General features: G+C 65.7%; 19 protein-coding genes. 5 read left to right on the top strand and 14 right to left on the bottom strand.

Annotated elements, in window-relative coordinates; all coding sequences use genetic code 11:
* Window positions 1-12: 12 nt before the first annotated feature.
* The 9 genes from M2335_RS10875 to M2335_RS10835 all read right to left on the bottom strand — a co-directional run bounded on the left by M2335_RS10875 (window position 13) and on the right by M2335_RS10835 (window position 8,448).
* Window positions 13-144, bottom strand: coding sequence for a hypothetical protein (locus M2335_RS10875; RefSeq protein ID WP_264594688.1), 132 nt, complete (start codon window positions 142-144; stop codon window positions 13-15).
* Between the two features lie 17 nt (window positions 145-161).
* Window positions 162-560: a Na+/H+ antiporter subunit G gene (locus M2335_RS10870; protein ID WP_264594687.1), complete on the bottom strand. Its 399-nt coding sequence runs from the start codon at window positions 558-560 to the stop codon at window positions 162-164.
* Between the two features lie 3 nt (window positions 561-563).
* On the bottom strand, window positions 564-833 hold the full coding sequence (locus tag M2335_RS10865) for a K+/H+ antiporter subunit F (protein ID WP_264570039.1): 270 nt from the start codon (window positions 831-833) through the stop codon (window positions 564-566).
* Window positions 830-1,321 (bottom strand): Na+/H+ antiporter subunit E, encoded by a 492-nt coding sequence (locus M2335_RS10860; protein WP_181559358.1) that lies wholly within the window; start codon window positions 1,319-1,321, stop codon window positions 830-832. The genes M2335_RS10865 and M2335_RS10860 overlap by 4 nt, the downstream gene beginning before the upstream one ends.
* A gap of 4 nt (window positions 1,322-1,325) precedes the next feature.
* Window positions 1,326-2,861: a monovalent cation/H+ antiporter subunit D gene (locus tag M2335_RS10855; protein ID WP_264594686.1), complete on the bottom strand. Its 1,536-nt coding sequence runs from the start codon at window positions 2,859-2,861 to the stop codon at window positions 1,326-1,328.
* Window positions 2,858-3,208: a Na+/H+ antiporter subunit C gene (locus tag M2335_RS10850; protein ID WP_181561385.1), complete on the bottom strand. Its 351-nt coding sequence runs from the start codon at window positions 3,206-3,208 to the stop codon at window positions 2,858-2,860. Before M2335_RS10850 ends, M2335_RS10855 begins: the two co-directional genes overlap by 4 nt.
* Before the next feature lie 5 nt (window positions 3,209-3,213).
* Entirely contained in the window at window positions 3,214-6,063 is a 2,850-nt protein-coding gene (locus M2335_RS10845) for a monovalent cation/H+ antiporter subunit A (RefSeq protein ID WP_264594685.1), read from the bottom strand.
* Window positions 6,064-6,338: 275 nt separating this feature from the next.
* Window positions 6,339-7,511, bottom strand: a complete 1,173-nt coding sequence (locus M2335_RS10840; protein ID WP_264594684.1) for an acetyl-CoA C-acetyltransferase — start codon at window positions 7,509-7,511, stop codon at window positions 6,339-6,341.
* 67 nt (window positions 7,512-7,578) lie between these two features.
* Window positions 7,579-8,448, bottom strand: a complete 870-nt coding sequence (locus M2335_RS10835; protein ID WP_319801196.1) for an alpha/beta fold hydrolase — start codon at window positions 8,446-8,448, stop codon at window positions 7,579-7,581.
* Window positions 8,449-8,707: 259 nt separating this feature from the next.
* Between M2335_RS10835 and phaR the strand changes: the two genes are divergently transcribed.
* Window positions 8,708-9,262, top strand: a complete 555-nt coding sequence (phaR, locus tag M2335_RS10830) for a polyhydroxyalkanoate synthesis repressor PhaR (RefSeq protein WP_181559362.1) — start codon at window positions 8,708-8,710, stop codon at window positions 9,260-9,262.
* A gap of 30 nt (window positions 9,263-9,292) precedes the next feature.
* Here the strand turns inward: phaR and M2335_RS10825 are convergent, their stop codons facing one another.
* The gene (locus M2335_RS10825) at window positions 9,293-11,155 is read right to left on the bottom strand and encodes an AsmA family protein (RefSeq protein WP_264594682.1); all 1,863 of its coding nucleotides are present in this window, start codon (window positions 11,153-11,155) and stop codon (window positions 9,293-9,295) included.
* Window positions 11,156-11,341: 186 nt separating this feature from the next.
* Between M2335_RS10825 and M2335_RS10820 the strand changes: the two genes are divergently transcribed.
* Window positions 11,342-12,865: a proline--tRNA ligase gene (locus tag M2335_RS10820; protein ID WP_264595402.1), complete on the top strand. Its 1,524-nt coding sequence runs from the start codon at window positions 11,342-11,344 to the stop codon at window positions 12,863-12,865.
* Window positions 12,866-12,995: 130 nt separating this feature from the next.
* Here the strand turns inward: M2335_RS10820 and moaB are convergent, their stop codons facing one another.
* Genes moaB through M2335_RS10805 form a run of 3 tightly spaced genes read right to left on the bottom strand, consistent with a single transcriptional unit; the run spans window position 12,996 to window position 16,091 of the window.
* Window positions 12,996-13,523: a molybdenum cofactor biosynthesis protein B gene (gene moaB, locus M2335_RS10815; RefSeq protein WP_264594681.1), complete on the bottom strand. Its 528-nt coding sequence runs from the start codon at window positions 13,521-13,523 to the stop codon at window positions 12,996-12,998.
* Window positions 13,513-15,288 carry a lytic transglycosylase domain-containing protein gene (locus M2335_RS10810; RefSeq protein WP_264572582.1) on the bottom strand — a complete coding sequence of 592 codons (1,776 nt, stop codon included), beginning with the start codon at window positions 15,286-15,288 and terminating at the stop codon, window positions 13,513-13,515. The genes moaB and M2335_RS10810 overlap by 11 nt, the downstream gene beginning before the upstream one ends.
* Window positions 15,285-16,091: a hypothetical protein gene (locus tag M2335_RS10805; RefSeq protein WP_264594680.1), complete on the bottom strand. Its 807-nt coding sequence runs from the start codon at window positions 16,089-16,091 to the stop codon at window positions 15,285-15,287. Before M2335_RS10805 ends, M2335_RS10810 begins: the two co-directional genes overlap by 4 nt.
* 139 nt (window positions 16,092-16,230) lie before the next feature.
* Here M2335_RS10805 and M2335_RS10800 point away from each other — a divergent pair, with 139 nt between their 5' ends.
* Window positions 16,231-17,883 carry an electron transfer flavoprotein-ubiquinone oxidoreductase gene (locus M2335_RS10800; RefSeq protein ID WP_264594679.1) on the top strand — a complete coding sequence of 551 codons (1,653 nt, stop codon included), beginning with the start codon at window positions 16,231-16,233 and terminating at the stop codon, window positions 17,881-17,883.
* A 77-nt stretch (window positions 17,884-17,960) separates the two neighbouring features.
* Here M2335_RS10800 and M2335_RS10795 read toward each other — a convergent pair whose 3' ends face one another.
* Window positions 17,961-18,107 carry a lmo0937 family membrane protein gene (locus tag M2335_RS10795; protein ID WP_181559368.1) on the bottom strand — a complete coding sequence of 49 codons (147 nt, stop codon included), beginning with the start codon at window positions 18,105-18,107 and terminating at the stop codon, window positions 17,961-17,963.
* 152 nt (window positions 18,108-18,259) lie between these two features.
* On the opposite strand from M2335_RS10795, the gene M2335_RS10790 reads away from it, so the two are divergent.
* Entirely contained in the window at window positions 18,260-19,084 is an 825-nt protein-coding gene (locus M2335_RS10790) for a 4-(cytidine 5'-diphospho)-2-C-methyl-D-erythritol kinase (RefSeq protein ID WP_264594678.1), read from the top strand.
* 45 nt (window positions 19,085-19,129) lie between these two features.
* Window positions 19,130-19,846, top strand: a complete 717-nt coding sequence (locus tag M2335_RS10785) for an N-formylglutamate amidohydrolase (RefSeq protein ID WP_264594677.1) — start codon at window positions 19,130-19,132, stop codon at window positions 19,844-19,846.
* The last annotated feature ends 37 nt before the right edge of the window (window positions 19,847-19,883 follow it).

Below are 19,883 nucleotides of genomic sequence, written 5' to 3'. Positions count from 1 at the left end.
CCGGATCGATGGTCAGAGGACGTCGCCGAACATCAGCCACAGCATGACCAGCCAGGCGATCAGACCGCCCGCGCCGATGACGATATGCAGCCGTTCGCGCAGCCAGTGGAGAAGGCCGCCGGGCGTCTCGTCGTCCGGATTCATGCAGCGAAACCCATAGCTCAGCGGCCCTCCGGCCGATCGACGCCGAATGTCGCCCATTCGGTATCGCCGCCCGGCTCAGGCAAGGCATCCCGTACACCGTCCATTGGCTCCACGTCGGTATTGGTCCGCTGCCGGTGCAGATGCGCCTTGGCAATGAGGTTGGCGGACACCGGCGCCGTGATGAACAGGAACAGAGTGATGAGCAGTTCGTGGGCCGACCAGGTGCCGTCCTGGAACGGAAAGTAGACCATGGATGCCACGAGGCAGCTTCCGACACCGAGGGTGGTTGCCTTGGTCGGGCCGTGCAGCCGCGTCATCAGGCTGGGCAACCGGGCAAGGCCCCAGCTTCCGATCAGCGCGAAGGCGCCACCGAGGACGATGAGAGCGGCGATCAGGATTTCTGCGATCACTGCCATGGCTTACTCCACAATGTCGCCGCGCAGGAGGAACTTGCAGTAAGCCACCGTGCCGACGAAGCCGACCATTGCGAGGAGTAGCGCCGCCTCGAAATAGGTGGTGCTGGTTTCGTAGATGCCGAACAGCACGATCAGCGCGATGGCGTTAATCACCATGGTATCCAGCGCCAATATCCGGTCGCACCGCGTCGGGCCGCGCAGCAGCCGGTAGAGGTTGAGCAGCACGGCCAGCGCGATGCAGGCGAAGGCGAAGGTCAGCGCGAGCGCGATCATCGGAAAATCCTCTGCAGCCGGGCCTCATAGCGCGCCTTGATATGGGCAATCTCGTGCGCGACATCGCCCGTGTCGAGCGTGTGGACGAGCAGATAGCGCCCGTCCGCGGACACGTCGGCAGAGACGGTGCCGGGCGTGAGGCTGATGGTGCCGGCCAGCACGGTGATGGCTTCTGCCGAATGCAGGTCGAGCGGGATGGTCATCCAGCGGGAATTCAGATCACGGTTGCGCCGGAACAGGATGAGCTTGGCGACATGGAAGTTCGCCACGACAATATCGTAGAGCACGATCCCGAGATAATCGAGCATCGCCCAGCCAAAGCGCAGGCGTGGGCGATTGGGCCAGAATGGCGCAGTAAAGACCGGAATGACGGTGGCCAGAAGAAGGCCGAGGAGAAAGCCGCCGGCCGTCAGGCTGTTCTGGATCAGGATCCAGACGATGAGCAGCATCACCGTTAGGCCGGGATGGGGGAAGAGCTTGGTCAGCATTGCCTCACCCTCCAGCTGCCGGGCCGAGAACGGCCTCAATGTTGTGCGTCGGCGCGAAGAGCTGCTGGGCCGTTGCGTCCATGTAGCGCGCGACCGGCCCCGCCGCGACGGTGAGCACGACCAGCGTCGCGAGCAAGGCGCAGGCGGGCAACATCTCGACCAGACGCGCATCGAGCTTTGCCGTCGCGGCATCTTCCCGGGGATTGTCGGGGTGCGCCGCGCTCTTCCAGAAGATGGCGCCGCCGGCGCGGGCGAGGCCGAGAATGGCGAGGAGTGTGGTGCCGAGAATGACCGCCCAGATCCACGCCGCCCAAGGGTCCGCCAATGTCGCCTGCAGGATCAGCAATTTGCCGATGAAGCCGGAAAGCGGCGGGAGGCCGGCCAGGGCCATGGCCGCCAGCAGGTAGAGCGCGGACAGTGGCTCGATGCCGGCAAAGCGTGGGGAGGGGACGATCGTGTCGCCGTAACGACCGCGCCGCAGCCGGATGAGATCGACGACGAGGAAGAGCAAGGCCGCAGCCAATGTCGTGTGCGCCAGATAATAAAGTCCCGCCGTCAGCACCGTGCGGTCGAACGCCGCAATGGCGACCAGCAATGTCGCAGTGGAGCCGAGCAGGCCGAATGCGGCAAGATCGCGCAGGGAGCGCGCCGCCAGCAGGCCGGCAAAACCGATCACCATCGTCGCCAGTGCGGCCGGCATCATCCACACCTCCGGCGCCCATGCCGCCGCGCCGGCCTGATCGCCGAAGATCAGCGAGGATGTCCGGATGATCGCATAAGCGCCGACCTTGGTCATGACGGCGAACAAAGCCGCCACGGGCGCGGAGGTGCCGGCATAGGTGCGCGGCAGCCAGAGTTGCAGTGGCAGCAGGGCCGCCTTGAGTGCAAAGACCAGCGTCAGCAGATGCGCGCCGGCGCGCAGCAGGCCCTGATCGGCCGCCGGCAGCGCCGGGATGCGGGTGGCCATGTCCGCCATGTTGAGCGTGCCGGTGATGCCGTAGAGCAGCCCGATCGCGAAAAGGAACAGCGTCGAGCCGATGAGGTTGACGATTACATATTGCACGCCGGCTTTCAGCCGCTCCGGGCCCTGGCCGTGGAGCATCAGGCCGTAGGAGGCGATCAGCAAGACCTCGAAAAAGACGAAGAGGTTGAACAGGTCGCCTGTCAGGAACGCGCCGTTGATGCCGAGCAACTGGAACTGGAACAGCGGGTGGAAGTGCCAGCCCTTGCGGTCCAGCCCGGTCAGCACCGCGTGGCACAAGACGGGCAGGGCGAGCAGAGCGGTGATCAGCAGCATCATCGCCGAGAGCCGATCCAGCACCAGCACGATGCCGAAGGGCGCAGCCCAGTCACCCAGTGCGTAGACGGAGATCGTGCCGCAGCTGGCGACGCTCAGCAGATACACAGCGAGGGCGAGAAGGCCGGTCGCGCCGGCAATGGAAATCGCCGCGCCGATCCAGCGGTGGCGGCGCATGAAGATCAGCGTCGCTGCGGCCATGAGCGCGGGCAACAGCAGGGGGGCGGCGATCAGCGCGGTCATGGCACGATGTCCTCCGGCTCGTCATCCGGTTTGCCGTCGACCTGGTCGGTGCCCGTCTCGAGGAAGCTGCGCAGGGAAAGGACCACCACCAGCGCCGTCATGCCAAAGGCGATAACGATGGCGGTGAGGACCAGCGCCTGCGGCAGCGGGTCCGTATAATCCGTAATGCCTTTCTCATAGATCGGCGGGCGGTCCACGACCAGCCGCCCCATCGCGAATAGAAACACGTTGATGGCGTAGGACAGCATGGCGAGGCCGAGCACCACCGGAAAAGTGCGGCCGCGCAGGCACAGGTAGATGCCGGCCGCCGTGAGGATGCCGATGGCGCTGGCGACGAGCATTTCCATGCTGATCATGCCTTCGCCTCCCGGTTGCGCGCGGGGTCGACATCCATGGGCGCGTCGTCGCTATGATCTTCCTTGTCGGCGCGCTGGGCGATGTGGCTGAGTTCGGCCAGCGCGAGCATGACCGCGCCGATCACGGTCATCGCCACGCCGATGTCGAACAGCATGGCGGTCGCCAGCTCGAAGGTGCCGATGACGGGCAGGGTGACATAGCCAAAGGCACTGGTGAACAACGGCGCGCCGAAGACGAGCGAGCCGATGCCCGTAAGCGCGGCGATGATGACCCCGAGGCCGATCATCAGATGCTCGTCGAACTTGCGGCGCTGTTCGGCCCATTCGAAGCCCGACGCCATATATTGCATCAGCACGGCAATGGAGATGATGAGCCCGGCGATGAAACCGCCGCCCGGCAGATTATGCCCGCGCAGGAAGATGTAGATGCCGACCATCATCGCAAGCGGCAGCAGGAGGCGCGTGGCGACGACGAACATCATCGGGTGCCGTTCGGGCGAGCGAATGAGGTCCGGGAGCCAGGCCCGCAACCGCGCGCCGGCCGCGCCGCGCGTCGCGGGCTGCAGCAGGGCGAAGATGGTCAGCGCGGCAATGCCGAGCACGATGATCTCGCCGAAGGTGTCGAAGGCGCGGAAATCCACCAGCGTCACGTTCACGACATTGGTGCCGCCACCGCCCGAATAGCTGTTCTCCCAGTGGAAGGTCGAGATGGGCTGATTGGGCTCGCGGGTGAGCACGGCCCACGCCCCGAGCCCGGCCACGGTGCCCCCCACCAGGCCGAGCAAGCCGTCCCGCAGCCGCAGTCCATTGCTGGAGAGCCGGGCGGGCTTCTTGGGCAGCAGGTTGAGCGCCAGCAGCAGCAGCAGGATCGTGACCGTCTCGACGGAAATCTGGGTCAGGGCGAGATCGGGCGCGGAGAGATAGACGAAACCGAGCGAGACGATGAGGCCGATGACGCTGATAAAGACAAGCGTGAGGTAACGCTCGCGCTGGGAGATGACGACCGCCACCGTCGCGCCGACCAGCAGCAGCCAGCCGATGATAGCGAGCGGCGAGGCCGGCAGCGTCGCGCGCGGACCGGTGCCGCTGCCGCCGCCGACCAGCACCCCCTCAATCGCCAGCGCAATGGCAAGCACGAAGATCAGCGCAAGCTGCCGTTGCAGCGAACCATTGTGCACGGCATGGGTGAAGCCGCGGGCGGCGTCCACCAGCGTCGCAATCCCGCCGTCGAACAGGCGCTTGGCTTCCGGCAGTGGGAGCGCTTGCCAGATGCGCTCGGCGAGGCCGAACCGCCAGAGCATCAGCGCGCCCACCGCCACGGCAAACAGGCTCATCAGCAGAGCAGCATTCACGCCATGCCAGAGGGCCGGCGCGAATGTCCCGGCGCTGCCTGCGGTGACGGTATCGGCGACCGGTTGCACGAGCCATGTCGTCAGCGTGGCGGGGAACAGGCCAACGAGGATGACCAGAAGGACGAGCAGCCCAGAGGGCGCCCAAAGGCCGAAGGGCGGATCATGCGGCGCATGGGGATAGTCATCGCGCTGGCGGCCCAGATAGACCTGGAAAGCGTAGCGCAGCGCATAAGCGACCGAGAGCGTCGCGGCGACCACCGCGATGGCTGGCACCAGCCAGCCCATCCCCAGCCAGGCGGTATGCGCCGCCTCGTCGAGCATCATTTCCTTGGATAGGAAGCCGTTGAAGGGAGGCAGGCCGGCCATCGATCCCGCCGCGATCATGCCCAGCGTCGCGGTGATCGGCATCAGCGTGGCGAGGCCGCCCAGCCGGCGGATATCCCGCGTGCCAGCCTCATGGTCGACAATGCCGGCATTCATGAACAGCGCCGCCTTGAAGATCGCGTGGTTCAGGATGTGGAAGACGCCGACCATCGCCGCCGTGCCGGTACCAAAGCCAAAGAGCATCGTCAGCAGCCCGAGATGGCTGACGGTCGAATAAGCGAGGATGGCCTTGAGGTCGGTCTTGAATAGCGCGATGGCGGCGCCGATCAGCATGGTGACGAGGCCAGTCGTCGCGACGAGATAGAACCACAGATCCGTACCCGCCAGCGCCGGCCACAGGCGCGCGATCAGGAAGACGCCGGCCTTCACCATCGTCGCGGAATGGAGATAGGCGCTGACCGGCGTGGGTGCCGCCATGGCGTGCGGCAGCCAGAAGTGGAACGGGAATTGCGCGGACTTGGTGAAGCAACCGAGCAGGATGAGCACCAGCGCGACCGGATAGAGCGGCGAGGCCTGAATCAGGTCACTGCTGGCGAGTATGGTGCGGATATCGGTGGAGCCGGCAATGCTGCTCAGCAGCAACAGCCCGGCGATGAGCGCCAGCCCGCCGCCGCCCGTCACCACCAGCGCCATGCGGGCGCCCTGCCGGGCCTCGGCTCTATCGCGCCAGAAGCCAATCAGCAGGAAGGAGGAGAGGCTCGTCATTTCCCAGAAGACGAGCAGCAGCAGCACATTGTCGGAGAGGGCGATGCCCAGCATGGCGCCCTGGAACAGCAGCAGAAAGGCCAGAAAGCGCCCCATCGGGTCTTTCGCTGCCAGATAGAAACGGGCGTAGACGATGATGAGCAGGCCGATGCCGAGGATCAGCCCCGCGAACATCGCGCCCAAAGGATCGAGGAAGAACCCCAAGGATAGGCCGAGGGCCGGCACCCAGTCGATCTGCATCGTCGGCGTCTGCCCGGCGAGAGCGGCCGGCATGAGCGCGATGAGGATAGCGAGCGCCGCGCCGGTCGTGCCGGCAGCAATCCACGCCTGAAGGTTTCGGCTGGTGCCGCTGAGTATCGCCAACAGCAACGCGCCAAGAAATGGCAGCAAGGCGAGTATCAGCAACAAAAATCCGCAGCTCCCGTGGTCCGTCGGCAGGTGATTGACGATCCGATGGCGATCAGGATCTGGCGATCCTCAAAAGGTCTGTCCACCTTATCCAGACATTGCGGCAGGAGGACAACCCGAAAGCGCCTAATTTTCGGCCTTCGCTGCCGATTTATAGCTGTCGGGGCGCGGGGCTGACGGTCTGTCAGAGCAATCTTCAGTCAGGCGCCGTGGCCATTAAAAAGGCGCCAGCCCGTGCGAGAGCTGGCGCCTGTGATGAGGATATGCGTGGCTTAGCGTTCGACGCACATGGCGATGCCCATGCCGCCGCCGATGCAGAGCGTTGCGAGCCCCTTCTTGCCGTCGCGGCGAGCGAGTTCGTAGAGCAGCGTGGTGAGCACTCGCGCGCCCGAGGCGCCGATGGGGTGACCAAGCGCGATGGCGCCGCCGTTCACGTTCACGATGTCCGGATTCCAGCCCAGTTCCTTGCCGACCGAGAGCGCCTGCGCCGCGAAGGCCTCGTTCGCCTCAATCAGATCGAGGTCGGCGAGCGACCAGCCGGCTTTGTCCAGCGCGATGCGGCTGGCCGGGGCCGGGCCGATGCCCATGATCGAGGGATCGACCCCGCAGGTCGCCCAGCTGGCGATGCGCGCCAGCACCGGCGCGCCGCGACGGGCGGCCTCTTCGGCGGTCATCAGCACCAGCGCCGCGGCGCCATCGTTCACGCCGCTGGCATTGCCGGCGGTGACTGTGCCGTCCTTCTTGAACGCAGCGCGCAGTCCCGCCATCGCCTCAACGGTGGCGCCGGCGCGGATATACTCGTCGGCATCGACGATGGTGTCGCCCTTGCGGCCCTTGACCGTGACGGGCGCGATCTCGTCGGCAAAGCGACCCGCGGCGCGGGCAGCTTCCGCCTTGTTCTGGCTGGCCGCTGCGAACGCGTCCTGCTCTTCGCGGGTGATGCCGTACTTTTCGGCAAGATTCTCCGCCGTGATGCCCATGTGGTAGCCATTGAAGGCATCGGTCAGGCCGTCATTGACCATGGTGTCGACCAGCGTGATCGGTCCCATCTTGGTGCCCGCGCGCATCATCTGGGCGTGGGGCGAGAGGGACATATTCTCCTGACCGCCGGCCACCATGATGCTGGCATCGCCGCAGCGGATCGCCTGCGCGGCGAGCGCGACGGCGCGCAGGCCCGAGCCGCAGACCTGATTGATGGTGATTGCCGTGCGGTCGATCGGGATGCCGGCGTTCACCGCTGCCTGCCGTGCCGGGTTCTGGCCCTGCGCCGTGGTGAGCACCTGGCCGAAGATCAGCTCGTTCACCTCATCGGGGGAGACGCCGGCCTGCTCCAGTGCCGCGACGATGGCAACGCGACCGAGTTCATGCGCGGGGGTGTTGGCGAAGCTGCCCAGAAAGCTGCCGACCGGCGTGCGCTTGGCGGCGGTGATGACGATATCGGTCATGGATTGGCAAGTCCCTCGATTGCGGCGCCAGGGGCGCAGGTTGCTCTCTCGTGCCCGGCCTCTAGCATCAGCCGCCACAGCGCGAAAGCCAGTCGCTCAATCCTCTCCAAAGTTGCGCTTCGGCACGGCTGCCGATCATCATGCCGACATGGCCGAGCGCAAGGTCGATCCGTTCCGCCGCAGGTGGCACGGCGGAGGCGGGCACGATCCGGTCCGTGGTCGAGGCGATTGCGAGCGTCGGGCAGCCCAGCGCTTGCGGGTCCGCGACGGTGCCGTAGATGGACCATTGACCGCTCGCTGTCATATTGGCGCCATAGCAGCGCTCGGCAAGGTCCCGTCCGCTCGCCAGCGTCAGCGGTGCGCCTTCATTGGCCCAGTCCTCAAGCGCGATGAAGGCCTCGAAGGCCGGACTGTCAGCCTCCATCTCGGCGAAGGCGGCATATTTGCGAATGGTACGATCGGGATCGAGCGACCAGAAGCCGGTCTGGAACACTTCCATCGGAACAAGGCCCAGCGCCTCGCAGCCGGGCTTGGCCTTGGCCCAGATTTCGGCAAGCTGGGACTGAAAGGGGCCGTCATAAGCGGAAAAGTCCCACGGCGCCGCGATGGTCGCGACGGCGGCGACCGGCTTGCCCAGCGCCTGCAGCCGCGAAGCCGCGCCGATGGCAAGCGTCCCGCCCAGGCAATAGCCGACGAGCAGGGGCGGGCGATCCAGTTGCTGCAACAGGGGTAGCAGCAGGCGCTCGACATGATCGGCCAGATCGACGTCGCGCTCGCCTTCATCCGGCGTCCCCCAGTCCAGCAGCAGGGCATTATGGTCCTGCTGTCCAAGATAGCGCAGCAAGGAGCGCTGTTCGGAGAGGTCGAGGACGTGGGGCGGGTTGATCAGCGACGGGATGAGGATGACCGGCGCCCGGTCTCCGCCAGCGCCCCTCATGCTGCGTTGTGCATTGCCGTTTCGCGTGAGCAAAGCCGCGCGGCCACTTTGCGCAGCAATTTCCGGCAGGTCACTCGGCGCAGGTCGCGATGCTGTCTGAAAACGGCGCAATCCCGTCAATGCCTTGCGCCGTAATTGGGCATCTTGTGCCGTCACCTGCCACAATATGGAAAGAAACAGCGGCAGCGGACGCGGCCCATGTTGCGGTGCAGAAAGAAACGATGCTATGTTGCGCCCAACGGAGGGTGGAGCATCATCTATGGCACGATCGAAATCAGGTGGCGAATCAGGGACCATTGTCATCAAGAAGTACGCCAATCGGCGTCTCTATGACACGGAAACCTCCAGCTATATCACACTTGAATTGCTCTCGCAGATGACGCGCGAGGGGCGTGATTTCGTGGTGGTCGATGCCAAGTCCGGCGAGGATATCACGCACAATGTCCTCACCCAGATCATCATGGAAGAAGAGCAGCGCGGCGAGAACATGCTGCCGGTCAGCTTCCTCCGCCAGCTCATTTCGCTCTACGGCGACTCGATGCAGTCCATGGTGCCGCAATATCTTGAGGCGAGCATGGAAGCATTCCGCAAGAACCAGCAGCAATTCCAGGAAGCCATGCAGGGCGCATTCGCCGGCGGGCCCTTCGCCGAGATCGCCAAGCGCAACATGGAAATGCTCAACGCCGCAGCAAACGCCTTCAAGCCCGCTGCACCTGCCGCACCCGCGAAGGCTGGCGACTCTGCCGATGAAGTGTCCGAGCTCAAGGCACAACTCGCCGCGCTCAACGCCAAGATTGACAAGCTGGGCGGCTGACCAATCTGGCGCGGTCGGGATGGCTGCGCCTTAACGGCCCACGGTCCGAGCGATCAGCGCCGCGCAATTGGCATCCGGTGCGGTTTCCGCGCGACCACCGATCGCTCGACCGACTGCCTTCAGGATGTTGCCTACCGAGCGCGTGTTTTCCGGCACGACCAGATCGGGATTGCGCAATGTGCCCCGCAGATGGGCATTGCCGGGCAGCTGCAGCGCATGTTCGTTCTTGGCGAGGCCCTTGAGGGTCAGTTCGAGACGTTCGGCGGGGAAGCTGACTGTGCCGGTGCCACGTGACTGGCTGACCGGCGTGTCGACGACCAAGGTGCGCACAACGCCGCGTCCGCCCCGCATATCGAGCAGGACCACACCGCAGCGCAGCGCTTCCCGCCCGTCCTCGTCCGCAAACAGGCCCTTGCCTATGTCGAAGCCGAGCAGGCCGGCCAACCGCGCCGGCATCGATCCGCCGCGGGTGACTGCGCCTACGGTTCCGTTCGATTGCCCGACAGCCTCGCGGATCGTGTCGCCCACGCCGGTCAGGCGCGCGCGGGCATCCACGCGGCCCTGCACGTCGCCCTCGCTGTTGCCGTCCCCGCCCGCAAGCGCTGCGATGCTGCTGTTGCGCATGTCGAGCGCCAGCGTGACCGTCGGCTTGGGCTGGCCCTCCCGCTGATTGACTACGGCCCGCCCGGTCATCACGCCTTGCGTCAGGCCGATGCGCAGCGGATCGACGGTGAGGATGCGGTTATCAAGATTCAGCACCGCGCTGGCATTGGTGAGGGAGGAGGGGCGCCGCCCGCCCAAAATCCGGTCGACGCGCACCGATATGCGCCCGTCCGTCTTGTCGATCTTGCGGATATTGATCCGCGTGTTGGGCACCAGCCGCTGGCCCTGCGCCCGCTCCAGCGCGACTGCCTGCGCATTGCCCTTGTCGTCGGCCAGATCTTCGAAATCGAGCTGGCTGAAGCGCGCCTCGCCATCCAGCTTGGTGCGGCCATCCACCTTGCGAACCGTGAGCGCGCCCGTGAACCGGCTACGGCCGACGGTGCCGCCCAGATCGGCCACGCTCCACACGCCATCGCGCCGCTGGACATTGGCAGCGATATCGACCGGCTGCGTGCCGAACAGTCCCGCCTCGATGATCCGGTCCACCAGTTTGAGCGTGCCGGCACGGGCGGAGACCTTGAACGTCATGTCGTCCGTGCGCATCGGTCCGGCCATCGTGCCGCGCGCGTGCATGGTGAGGGCGTCCCCCATGATGCGCGCATCGAAGGGCCAGCTCTGGCCAGCGCGCATCGGTGCGCCGGTGAGGCGCAGCGTGACCGGTTCCCCTTCGACGGTGCCGGTGCCGGTGCCACGCAGGCCTTGCTGCGGATCGACCGACAGATTGACCTTGAACTGACGCTTCTGGAAGGCATCGCGATAATCGATCACAGCGTCATCGACACGGACCAAAGGCGTTTCCGAGCTGCCCTGGTCGTCCTTATTCGATTTGCTGCCGAGCGCGTCCCAGCTCTTGCGGCGATTCTCGTCGCGCACCAGCGTCAGCCGCACGCCACGGGCGGAGAGCAACTGCGGCCCGCCGCGCCCGAGCAGCAGTCCGATCACGGGCAGACGCAACCGCAACGCCTCGATCCGCGCCAGATCGCCTTCGCCGGCCCAGGCCGGCTGGGGCACACGGATATCCCGCACCTGAATCACGGGGCTGAACGAAAATGCGCTTTCCCGCGTCATCGATCCGATGGTGGCTTTGGTGCCGATCTGGTCGGACAGGCGCCGCTCGGCGGCATCCTTGAACCAGGAAGCGGGGAAGGTTGCAGCTAGTACCAACAGGGCCAGAAGCAGAACCAGCAGCGCGGCCGCGATCATCGCGATGATCCGGGTGCGGCGGGGCATAGTGCGAATCATCGACGAGAAGTGGGCCATTGGAGACGGGACGAGTGAGGTCAGGGAAAGTTCCCGGTCGTCGCCGGGCGTTCCTGCGCGAACACCTTGGTATTTTTTCGCGCCGCCACTAAAGACCGCCAAATAAACACCGCCGCAATTCCCAATCCAAATCCCGGAAGCCAGACATTGTCCAACATCAAGCACGCGTTGCCCGTCACCCGAGCCAAGGATTTCGCTGCCTGGTATCAGGCCGTGATCAGCGAGGCCGATCTGGCCGAGGAAAGCGGCGTGCGCGGGTGCATGGTCATCCGTCCGTGGGGCTATGGCATCTGGGAGCGCATCCAGAAGCTGATGGATGCGCGCATCAAGGCAGCTGGGGTGGAGAACTGCTATTTCCCGCTGTTCATCCCGCTCTCTTTCTTCGCCGAGGAAGCGGACCATGTCGAAGGGTTCGCCAAGGAAATGGCGGTGGTCACCCATCATCGCCTCAAGAATATCGACGGGAAGCTGCAGACCGATCCGGATAGCAAGCTGGAGGAGCCCCTAGTCGTGCGCCCCACGTCCGAGACGGTGATCGGCAAGGCGATGGCGCGCTGGGTGCAGAGCTGGCGCGATCTGCCGCTGCTCACCAACCAGTGGGCCAATGTCGTGCGCTGGGAGATGCGCACCCGCATGTTCCTGCGTACCAGCGAGTTCCTCTGGCAGGAAGGGCACACCGCCCATGCCGACGAATCCGATGCACGGACCGAGACGATGCGCGCGCTCGAAATGTACCGTGACTTTGCGGAAACAGAGCTGGCCATGCCGGTCGTCGCGGGCGAAAAGCCGGAGAATGAGCGCTTCCCCGGCGCGGTCGCGACTTATTCCATCGAGGCGATGATGCAGGATGGCAAGGCGTTGCAGGCCGGCACCTCGCATTATCTGGGCACGGGCTTCGCCAAGGCGGCGGGCATTCAGTACCAGAATCAGGATGGCCAGCAGGCCCTGTGCCACACCACGAGCTGGGGTGTGTCGACCCGCATGATCGGTGGCGTCATCATGGTCCATGGCGATGACGACGGACTGCGCTGCCCGCCGATGATCGCCCCGCATCAGGTGGTGATCGTGCCGATGCTGCGCGACACGGACGAGGATGCGGCGGTTATCGATTATTGCGCCGCGCTCGCCAAGGATCTGGGCGCGGTTGACGTGTTCCGCGAGCCGCTGCGGGTGCTGTTCGACAAGAAGCCGATCAAGGCCGCCCCCAAGCGCTGGGGCTGGGTGAAGAAGGGCGCGCCGATCATCGTCGAGGTAGGCGGGCGCGATGTGGCGGGCGGCAATGTTTCGGTCGTGCGGCGGGACCGGCTCTATAATGAGGCGGGCAAGCTGGCGAGCGAGGTCATGGCGCGGGATGCTTTCGTGGGGGCGGTCGCGGATATGCTCCGCGCGGTTCAGGACACGCTGCACAGCGAGGCGCGCGCGCGGCTGGAGGCGAACATCCGCCGCGACGTGAGCGAGCTGACGGCGCTGGCGGGTGCGTTCGGCGGCGACAAGCCCGGCTGGGTCGAAGTCGAATGGAGCAAGCCCACCGGCGCGGCGCTGGACAAGGTGGTCGCTTGGCTGAAGGGCGAGAAGCTGACGCTGCGCAACGTGCCAATGGATGCGGCGCCGGCGAGCGGGACGTGCATCTTCACCGGCGAGAAGGCTGTGGAGCGGGTTCTGGTCGGCCGCGCTTATTGAGGCGTAGGGGCGGAAAATCAGGCCGCCCCCCCAACTCCGCGTTCGTGTCGAGCGAAGTCGAGACACGTCTAGCACGGCGCTTATGTGTCTCGACTTCGCTCGACACGAACGGGATGTGGGTCGCTTGCGCCTATTTTTCCAACAACCGCGGCATCAATTCCACGAAGTTGCACGGCCGAAAGCGGCTGTCGAGCTGGTGGACCAGAATCTGGTCCCACCCGTCCTTCACCGCGCCCGTCGAGCCGGGCAGGGCGAAGATGTAGGTGCCGCGCGCCACGCAGGCGCAGGCGCGGGACTGGATGGTCGAGGTGCCGATCGACTGGAAGCTGAGCCAGCGGAATAGTTCGCCAAAGCCTGGGATGGCCTTGTCCTGCACCTTTTCCAGCGCTTCGGGGGTCACGTCGCGCCCGGTCACGCCGGTGCCGCCGGTGGTGAGGATGACATCGATCTGCGGGTCATCGATGCAGCGGTGGAGGTGCCCGAGGATCGTCTCGACCGAATCCTTGCTGATCTCGCGGGCCTTCAGCACATGGCCGGCAGCGGTAACCCGCTCGGCGAGCGTATCGCCGGATCGGTCGTCTGCCAGCGTCCGCGTGTCGGAGATGGTGAGCAGGGCGATCTGAACCGGGATGAAGACGCGGCTCTCGTCAATAGGCACCGGCGGCAGTCCCGTGCGGGGTGACGCGGACGGCGACGTCCTTGCTGCCATCCGGGAAGCGGACCCACAGGCCCTGCGCCATGGCCGAGAGTGCCGGGGAGCGGCCGCCTTGCTCGTCCATCTGGTAGATCCAGTAATTGCGCAGCACGGCGTTCAGATAGGCGCGGGTCTCGTAATAAGGCACGGATTCGATGAACAGCAGCGGATCGCCCTCATCACGGATCTGCACGTTCCAGCGCTCGATGGGGGTGGGGCCGGCATTATAGGCTGCGACGACCTTGGGCAGCAGTCCGCCCGTGGCCGGCATCTGGCTGAGCTTGCGCAGATAGGCCTGGCCGAGCGCGAGGCTGACGGCCGGATCGTAAAGCTGATCGGGCGTAACGGCCATGCCGCTGGAGCGGGCAAGCTGCGCGCCCGTGCCCGGCAGGACCTGCATCAAGCCGCGTGCATCGGCTGGGCTGCGTGCATCGGTCTGAAAGCGGGATTCCTGCAGGGCGTGCGCGAAGACCAGCGCGCGCTCGACTTGCCAGCCATTGCTCGGTGACCATTCCGGGCGCGGATAGCGCGCATAAGCGGCTGACTTGCGCCCGCTTGGCGAGCGTTGCGCGAGCCAGAGCTGGGTGGTCGGCAACGAGAGGTCGCTGGCGAGATGCACGAGTGCGCTATAGCGCGTGTCGTCGCTCAGCGCCGCTTCGTGGCGTAGCACGGCATCGGCCTGCGCGCTCCGGCCCAGAGTAGCGAGGATCACGGCGTTGCGGACATTGCCGCTGCCCGCGAGCAGTGACCAATCCTGCGACGACACATTCTCGCGCTTGAGCGCGGTGCTGAAGCCGAGGCCGAGCGTTTCGCGGGCCAGCAGGCCGTAGAAGCTCTCTTCATCGCGCGCCGCGCTGCGCAGCAGGGCATTGACCCGCTCGGGCTTGCGGTCGGCCATCATGGCGCGCGCCGCCCAGAAATAGCTGCGGCTGCGCAGGTCCGCGTCGGACGTGCTCATCGCGGCATGATAGAAAGAGTCGGCGGCGGCAGCCCATTGCTTCTCGCGCCAGGCGGCGAGGCCCATCACCCAGTAAGACGGTGCCACGAATTCGCCGGTGCCGCCATTGACGGCCAGCGCGCCCATGCGGCGGGCATTGGCGGTATCGCCGCAGATGAAATAGGACCAGGCGAGGCGCTGACGCAATTCGGTGCGGCCATCCATGCCGAGCCCGGCCTCGGCGGAGGCGAGCAGGGCCTCGCCCTGATTGGGCTGATCGTCCTTGATGTACTGGAGCAGCGTGCCGCGCAGCTGATCGGCTGCGGCATCGCCCTTCACGGAGCGGAGCATCTGCCGCTGGGGTGAGGTGCCGGTCCACATGAGTTGGCGCGTGGCCGGCCGGTCCGGCAGCGTCTGCGCGCCCCGCTTACGGGCCAGCGAGGCGATGCGGTCGTTCTGCGGAAGGTTGGGCGTCTTGTGCAGCAGGTCGAGCAGGTCGAACAGCTCGACGCGGGGGCTATCCTTGGCGAGATACAGCTCGGCAAGCAGATGCGGGCGCATACTGTCCGCCTCGGAGAGGCCGAGAATGGCACTGCGCGCCTCGTCCCAGCGCTTGCCCTCCAGCATGGCGAGAATGGCGCCATATCGGCCTTGCTCATCCTGGCTCGGCGTCGGGATGGCGGAGGCTGCCGCCGCCGGCTGGGCTACCGCCAGTGGGCCAGCGAGCGCGCACAGCGACAGGGCCATGAGCAGCGACCGGCGCACACGGGATCGGGAAGGGGACCTGTTCATTGCGTCAACAATCCATGGAGCATACGCACGCTCTGCCAGCTTCTGGCCTTGGCAAGCGGCCGGTTCATCAGCAGATCAGGCACCGCGAGGGCGACCGTATCCACGCTGCCATGCGGCAGGTCAATCTTTTCAAGCTCCACCAGGCCGGGTCGCCAGCGCTCGCCGAGCATGGCACGGCCGATCCGGTCACCCAGCAGGATGATCGCGCCCGGCTGGACCAGATCGAGATAGCGGCTGATCCGCGCAGCGAGCTGGGGGAGCAAAGCGGCATCGAGATGACCGCCCGGCGGACGGCGCAGAGCCAGCGGCAGACAGGGCGCCTGTGCGGGCTCAAGGCCGAGCGTGCCGAGGATCGAGGCGATGAACCGCTGCTGTTGCGGCTCGAGAAGCTGGGCCAGATCGGTTGCACCGGCGGCCGGCATCTCGACGAGGAGAACGAGGCGCGGCGCGTGCAGGGCGGGGAGCGCGATCCGCTCGCCATGCCAGTCGACTTCCGGCTGGCCGGCATCCTGCGCAATCCACTCGAGGAAGCCCGGTAAATCTCCCGGCATCGTCTTGGGCGCCTGATCCGTCGTACGGGTCTGCACGGGGGCGGCCTGCGGCGCCGGCGCATCAGCAGGCGCATCAACGGCCGGCCTCGCGGCAACGTCTGCTGCGCCACTGGCTGTGTTGGAAGAGCGTCGCCAGAATGGAACGGGTTCGCCATCCCGCCAGCGTCGGGGCGCCTCGTCGGTGGCGCAGTCCAGCCCCGCTTCCCGCCACCAATGCGCATAGGCATAGGCCGCCTGCTCCGGCGTCATCATGTCCTGCTCACCCATGGGTTTACAGAGACAGAGGTTGACGGCGCGGTCAACTCTGCCGCATCGCTGGCGACTGTAAAGCGTGAAAATATTGCGGCGACCGGACGGAACTCCAGAACGTCCGCCGCATAGGGAGGTAGACATGTCCGAACGGGAATCCATGCCCTATGACGTGGTGATCGTAGGCGGAGGCCCTGCAGGCTTGAGCGCGGCGATCCGCCTCAAGCAGCGCGCCCAGGCGGCGGGCAGCGAGATCAGCGTCTGCGTGCTGGAAAAAGGCTCGGAGATCGGCGCGCATATTCTCTCCGGCGCAGTGATCGATCCTCGGGCGCTCAATGAGCTGCTGCCCGAGTGGCGGACCAGCGACTGCCCGCTGGCGCAGGTACCGGTCACCGAGAACCATCACTGGATGCTCAGCCGCTCGGGCAAATTCGCAGTGCCGCATCTGCTGACGCCGGGGTTCATGCACAATAAGGGCACGTATACCGGCTCGCTGGGCTCGCTGTGTCGCTGGCTTGCCGAGCAGGCGGCGGGGCTGGGCGTAGAAATCTTCCCCGGCTTCCCCGCCGCCGAGATCCTGTACGATGAGAATGGCGCCGTGAAAGGAGTCGCGACCGGCGACATGGGCGTGGCCCGCGATGGCAGTCGCAAGCCGGATTATCAGCCCGGGCTGGAGCTTCATGCCCGCTACACGCTGTTCGCAGAAGGCGCGCGCGGCCACCTCACCAAGCAGCTCAAGGCCCGCTTCGATCTGGAAGCGGACAGCGATCCGCAGACCTATGGCCTGGGCTGCAAGGAATTGTGGGATATCGATCCGGCCAAGCATGTGCCCGGCCGGGTGATCCACACGCAAGGCTGGCCGCTGACCGATGCCTATGGGGGCGGCTTCCTGTATCATCAGGCGAATGGTCAGGTGGCGCTCGGCTTCGTGGTCGGGCTGGGCTACAAGAACCCGTATCTGAGCCCGTTCGAGGAATTTCAGCGCTGGAAGCAGCATCCGGACATCCGCGCGGTGCTGGAAGGCGGCAAGCGCGTCTCCTATGGCGCCCGGGTTATCAATGAGGGCGGCTGGCAATCCATCCCAAAGCTGGTGATGCCTGGTGCGGCGCTGATCGGCTGCTCGGCCGGCTTTGTGAATGTGCCGCGCATCAAGGGCACGCATACAGCGATGAAATCCGCGATGCTGGCGGCCGACGCCGTGGCGGATGCGGTCGCCGCGGATCGTTCCGGCGATGTACTGGATGCCTACCCAGCCGCGCTGGACGAAAGCTGGATCGTCAAGGAGCTGAAGCTGGTGCGCAATGCCGGCCCGGCGCTTGCCAAGTTCGGCAATATCTTAGGCACGCTGTTCGCCGGCATCGATATGTGGATGCGCACACTTGGCATCGGGCTGCCGTTCACGCTGCGCAACAAGGCCGATCATACCAAGCTCTGGCGCAAGGATGCCGTCCGCAAGATCGCCTATCCCAAGCCGGATGGGGTGATCAGTTTCGACCGCCTCTCGTCCGTCTTCCTCTCGGGCACCAATCATGAGGAGGATCAGCCGGTCCACCTGCAGCTCAAGGACCCGGACGTGCCGATCCGCTACAATCTGCCGCTCTATGACGAGCCGGCCCGGCTCTACTGCCCTGCGGGCGTCTATGAGGTGGTGGAGGATGGCGCCGGAAATCCGCGCTTCCAGATCAACGCGCAGAACTGCGTCCACTGCAAGACCTGCGACATCAAGGACCCGACCCAGAATATCAACTGGGTGGCGCCCGAGGGCGGCGGCGGGCCGACTTATCCGAACATGTAGCTGCGCCTATACCCTCGCTGACGCATAGAAAAACGGGGCCGATCAAGGCCCCGTTTGTTCATCGATCATTGGCGCGATCAGAGAGATCGGCGACCGGTGATGAGCTGGAATACGAACACCACGCCCGCGATGAGCAGAAGGATGTGGATCAGGCCGCCACCGACGTGAAGGACGAATCCAAGCAGCCACAGAACGATCAGAATACCGATGATGGTCCAGAGCATGGAGGTCCCTTTCAACACAATGTTTTGACGATAGGGAGACGGTTTTCGGACGGAATGGTTCCCGTCGCCCTCGGAGTGCGCGGCGTGCCCTTATCACGCAGCCAGCATATGTAGGCGAGACAGCGGCGTTCAGAGCGGCTAAGAGCGCGGCCGTGCTCAGAGAAACCGCCTACGCCAAACTCAACCTTGCCCTTCATGTCCGCGCGCGCCGCGCCGACGGCTATCATGAACTGGAAAGCCTGTTCGCTTTTTGCGCGGATGGCGACGGGCTGAGCGGCACGCTCCGCGAGGACGGCGAGATCGCGTTGCGCATCGAGGGGCCGTTCGCTGATGGCTTGCCGACCGATGAGCGCAATTTGGTGATGCGCGCGGCGCATGCCTTGCAAGCCGTGACTGGCGGCCATCTGGGCGCCGATCTGCTGCTCGAGAAGCACCTGCCGGTTGCTTCCGGCATCGGAGGCGGCTCGGCCGATGCCGCCGCTGCGCTTCGGCTGCTGGTGCGGCTATGGGACGTGCGGCCGATGGAGATCGATTTCCCGGCCATCGCCTCGGCGCTGGGCGCCGATGTGCCTGCATGCCTGGGCTCGGCCACCGTATTCGGGTCGGGCGTGGGTGACCGGCTGGAAATCATCGATCTCGATCTGGCGGAGACGCCCGTGTTGTTGGTCAATCCGCTGATCGCCTGCCCGACCGGGCCTGTGTTCGGCGGATGGGACGGCATTGACCGGGGCGCGCTGGACCCGCTGGCATGGACGCGGGGCCGCAACGATCTGGCGGCGAGCGCTATGGCTCTAGTGCCGGAAATCGAGGACGTGCTGGCGGTGCTGCGCGCGCAGCTTCCCCAAATTGCCCGCATGTCCGGCTCCGGTGCGACCTGCTTTGCCGTTTTCGCGAGCGAGGCCGAGCGGGACGCCGCCGCCGACCGCATCATCGCCGACCATCCCGACTGGTGGGTGATGACCAGCCTGCTGCGCTGAACGCGTGGTCTTTTGGCCGGCCGCAAACTGCGCTAGGCCATGGACATGACTGCTGCGTTTCAAATCCTGGGCGATCCGTCCGCACCGATTCTGATCATCGCCGATCACGCCTCCAATCATGTGCCGGAGGATATCGATCTCGGTCTGCCCGCTGCCGTGCTGGAGGAGCATATCGCGGTCGACATCGGCGTCGCGCAGGTCGCGCGGCTGCTGGTGGATCAGGGCGGGTGCTGCGCCATTCTGGGCGGCGTTTCGCGCCTTGTGATCGATTATAATCGCGAGGCGGATTCGGCCGGGCTGGTCCCGGTGCATAGCGATGGCCACCATATCGAGGGCAACAGCACCGCCGAAGTCGCCGACCGTCTCGTGCGCTTCTACGATCCCTATCATGCCGAGGTCGCCGCGCTGGCCGGGCAGGGGCATCGGCCGTTCCTGCTCTCGTTGCACAGTTTTACGCCGCAATTGCGCAGCCGGCCCGAGGAGGCGCGCCCATGGGGCATCGGCGTGCTCTACAATCAGGACGATCGCGGCGCGCGGATCGCCATCCCACTGCTGGCCGCCGCCGGGCTGGTGGTCGGCGATCAGGAGCCCTATTCGGGCAAGCTGCTCAATGCGACGATGAACCGCCATGCCGAGGCCCGAGGGCGGCCCTATCTTGGCATCGAGATGCGGCAGGATCTGGTGAGCGACGGCGCCGGTCAGGCGCGGCTGGCGGGCATCATCGGCCCGGTGCTGCGCGCCTGCCACGCGGCCTTTTCCTGAGAGCGGCTCGCAACAGGCGTGTTTTGCGCCCTCCATG

Origin of the sequence: Sphingobium sp. B12D2B, from assembly GCF_025961775.1 — a bacterium.
Taxonomy (GTDB): Bacteria; Pseudomonadota; Alphaproteobacteria; order Sphingomonadales; family Sphingomonadaceae; genus Sphingobium.
The sequence above is the reverse complement of the archived record's forward strand: the minus strand, read 5'-3'. Positions and strand labels throughout refer to the sequence as shown.

Bases quoted from the DNA above. Each gene is read 5' to 3' on its own strand.
- M2335_RS10810 (WP_264572582.1), bottom strand. From the start codon at position 15,288: ATGAACAGGTCCCCTTCCCGATCCCGTGTGCGCCGGTCGCTGCTCATG.
- M2335_RS10840 (WP_264594684.1), bottom strand. From the start codon at position 7,511: ATGACCGATATCGTCATCACCGCCGCCAAGCGCACGCCGGTCGGCAGC.
- M2335_RS10850 (WP_181561385.1), bottom strand. From the start codon at position 3,208: ATGGAAATGCTCGTCGCCAGCGCCATCGGCATCCTCACGGCGGCCGGC.
- phaR (WP_181559362.1), top strand. From the start codon at position 8,708: ATGGCACGATCGAAATCAGGTGGCGAATCAGGGACCATTGTCATCAAG.
- M2335_RS10860 (WP_181559358.1), bottom strand. From the start codon at position 1,321: ATGCTGACCAAGCTCTTCCCCCATCCCGGCCTAACGGTGATGCTGCTC.
- M2335_RS10800 (WP_264594679.1), top strand. From the start codon at position 16,231: ATGTCCGAACGGGAATCCATGCCCTATGACGTGGTGATCGTAGGCGGA.
- M2335_RS10805 (WP_264594680.1), bottom strand. From the start codon at position 16,091: ATGATGACGCCGGAGCAGGCGGCCTATGCCTATGCGCATTGGTGGCGG.
- M2335_RS10835 (WP_319801196.1), bottom strand. From the start codon at position 8,448: ATGAGGGGCGCTGGCGGAGACCGGGCGCCGGTCATCCTCATCCCGTCG.
- M2335_RS10865 (WP_264570039.1), bottom strand. From the start codon at position 833: ATGATCGCGCTCGCGCTGACCTTCGCCTTCGCCTGCATCGCGCTGGCC.
- M2335_RS10870 (WP_264594687.1), bottom strand. From the start codon at position 560: ATGGCAGTGATCGCAGAAATCCTGATCGCCGCTCTCATCGTCCTCGGT.
- M2335_RS10855 (WP_264594686.1), bottom strand. From the start codon at position 2,861: ATGACCGCGCTGATCGCCGCCCCCCTGCTGTTGCCCGCGCTCATGGCC.
- M2335_RS10875 (WP_264594688.1), bottom strand. From the start codon at position 144: ATGAATCCGGACGACGAGACGCCCGGCGGCCTTCTCCACTGGCTGCGC.
- M2335_RS10785 (WP_264594677.1), top strand. From the start codon at position 19,130: ATGACTGCTGCGTTTCAAATCCTGGGCGATCCGTCCGCACCGATTCTG.
- M2335_RS10795 (WP_181559368.1), bottom strand. From the start codon at position 18,107: ATGCTCTGGACCATCATCGGTATTCTGATCGTTCTGTGGCTGCTTGGA.
- M2335_RS10825 (WP_264594682.1), bottom strand. From the start codon at position 11,155: ATGCCCCGCCGCACCCGGATCATCGCGATGATCGCGGCCGCGCTGCTG.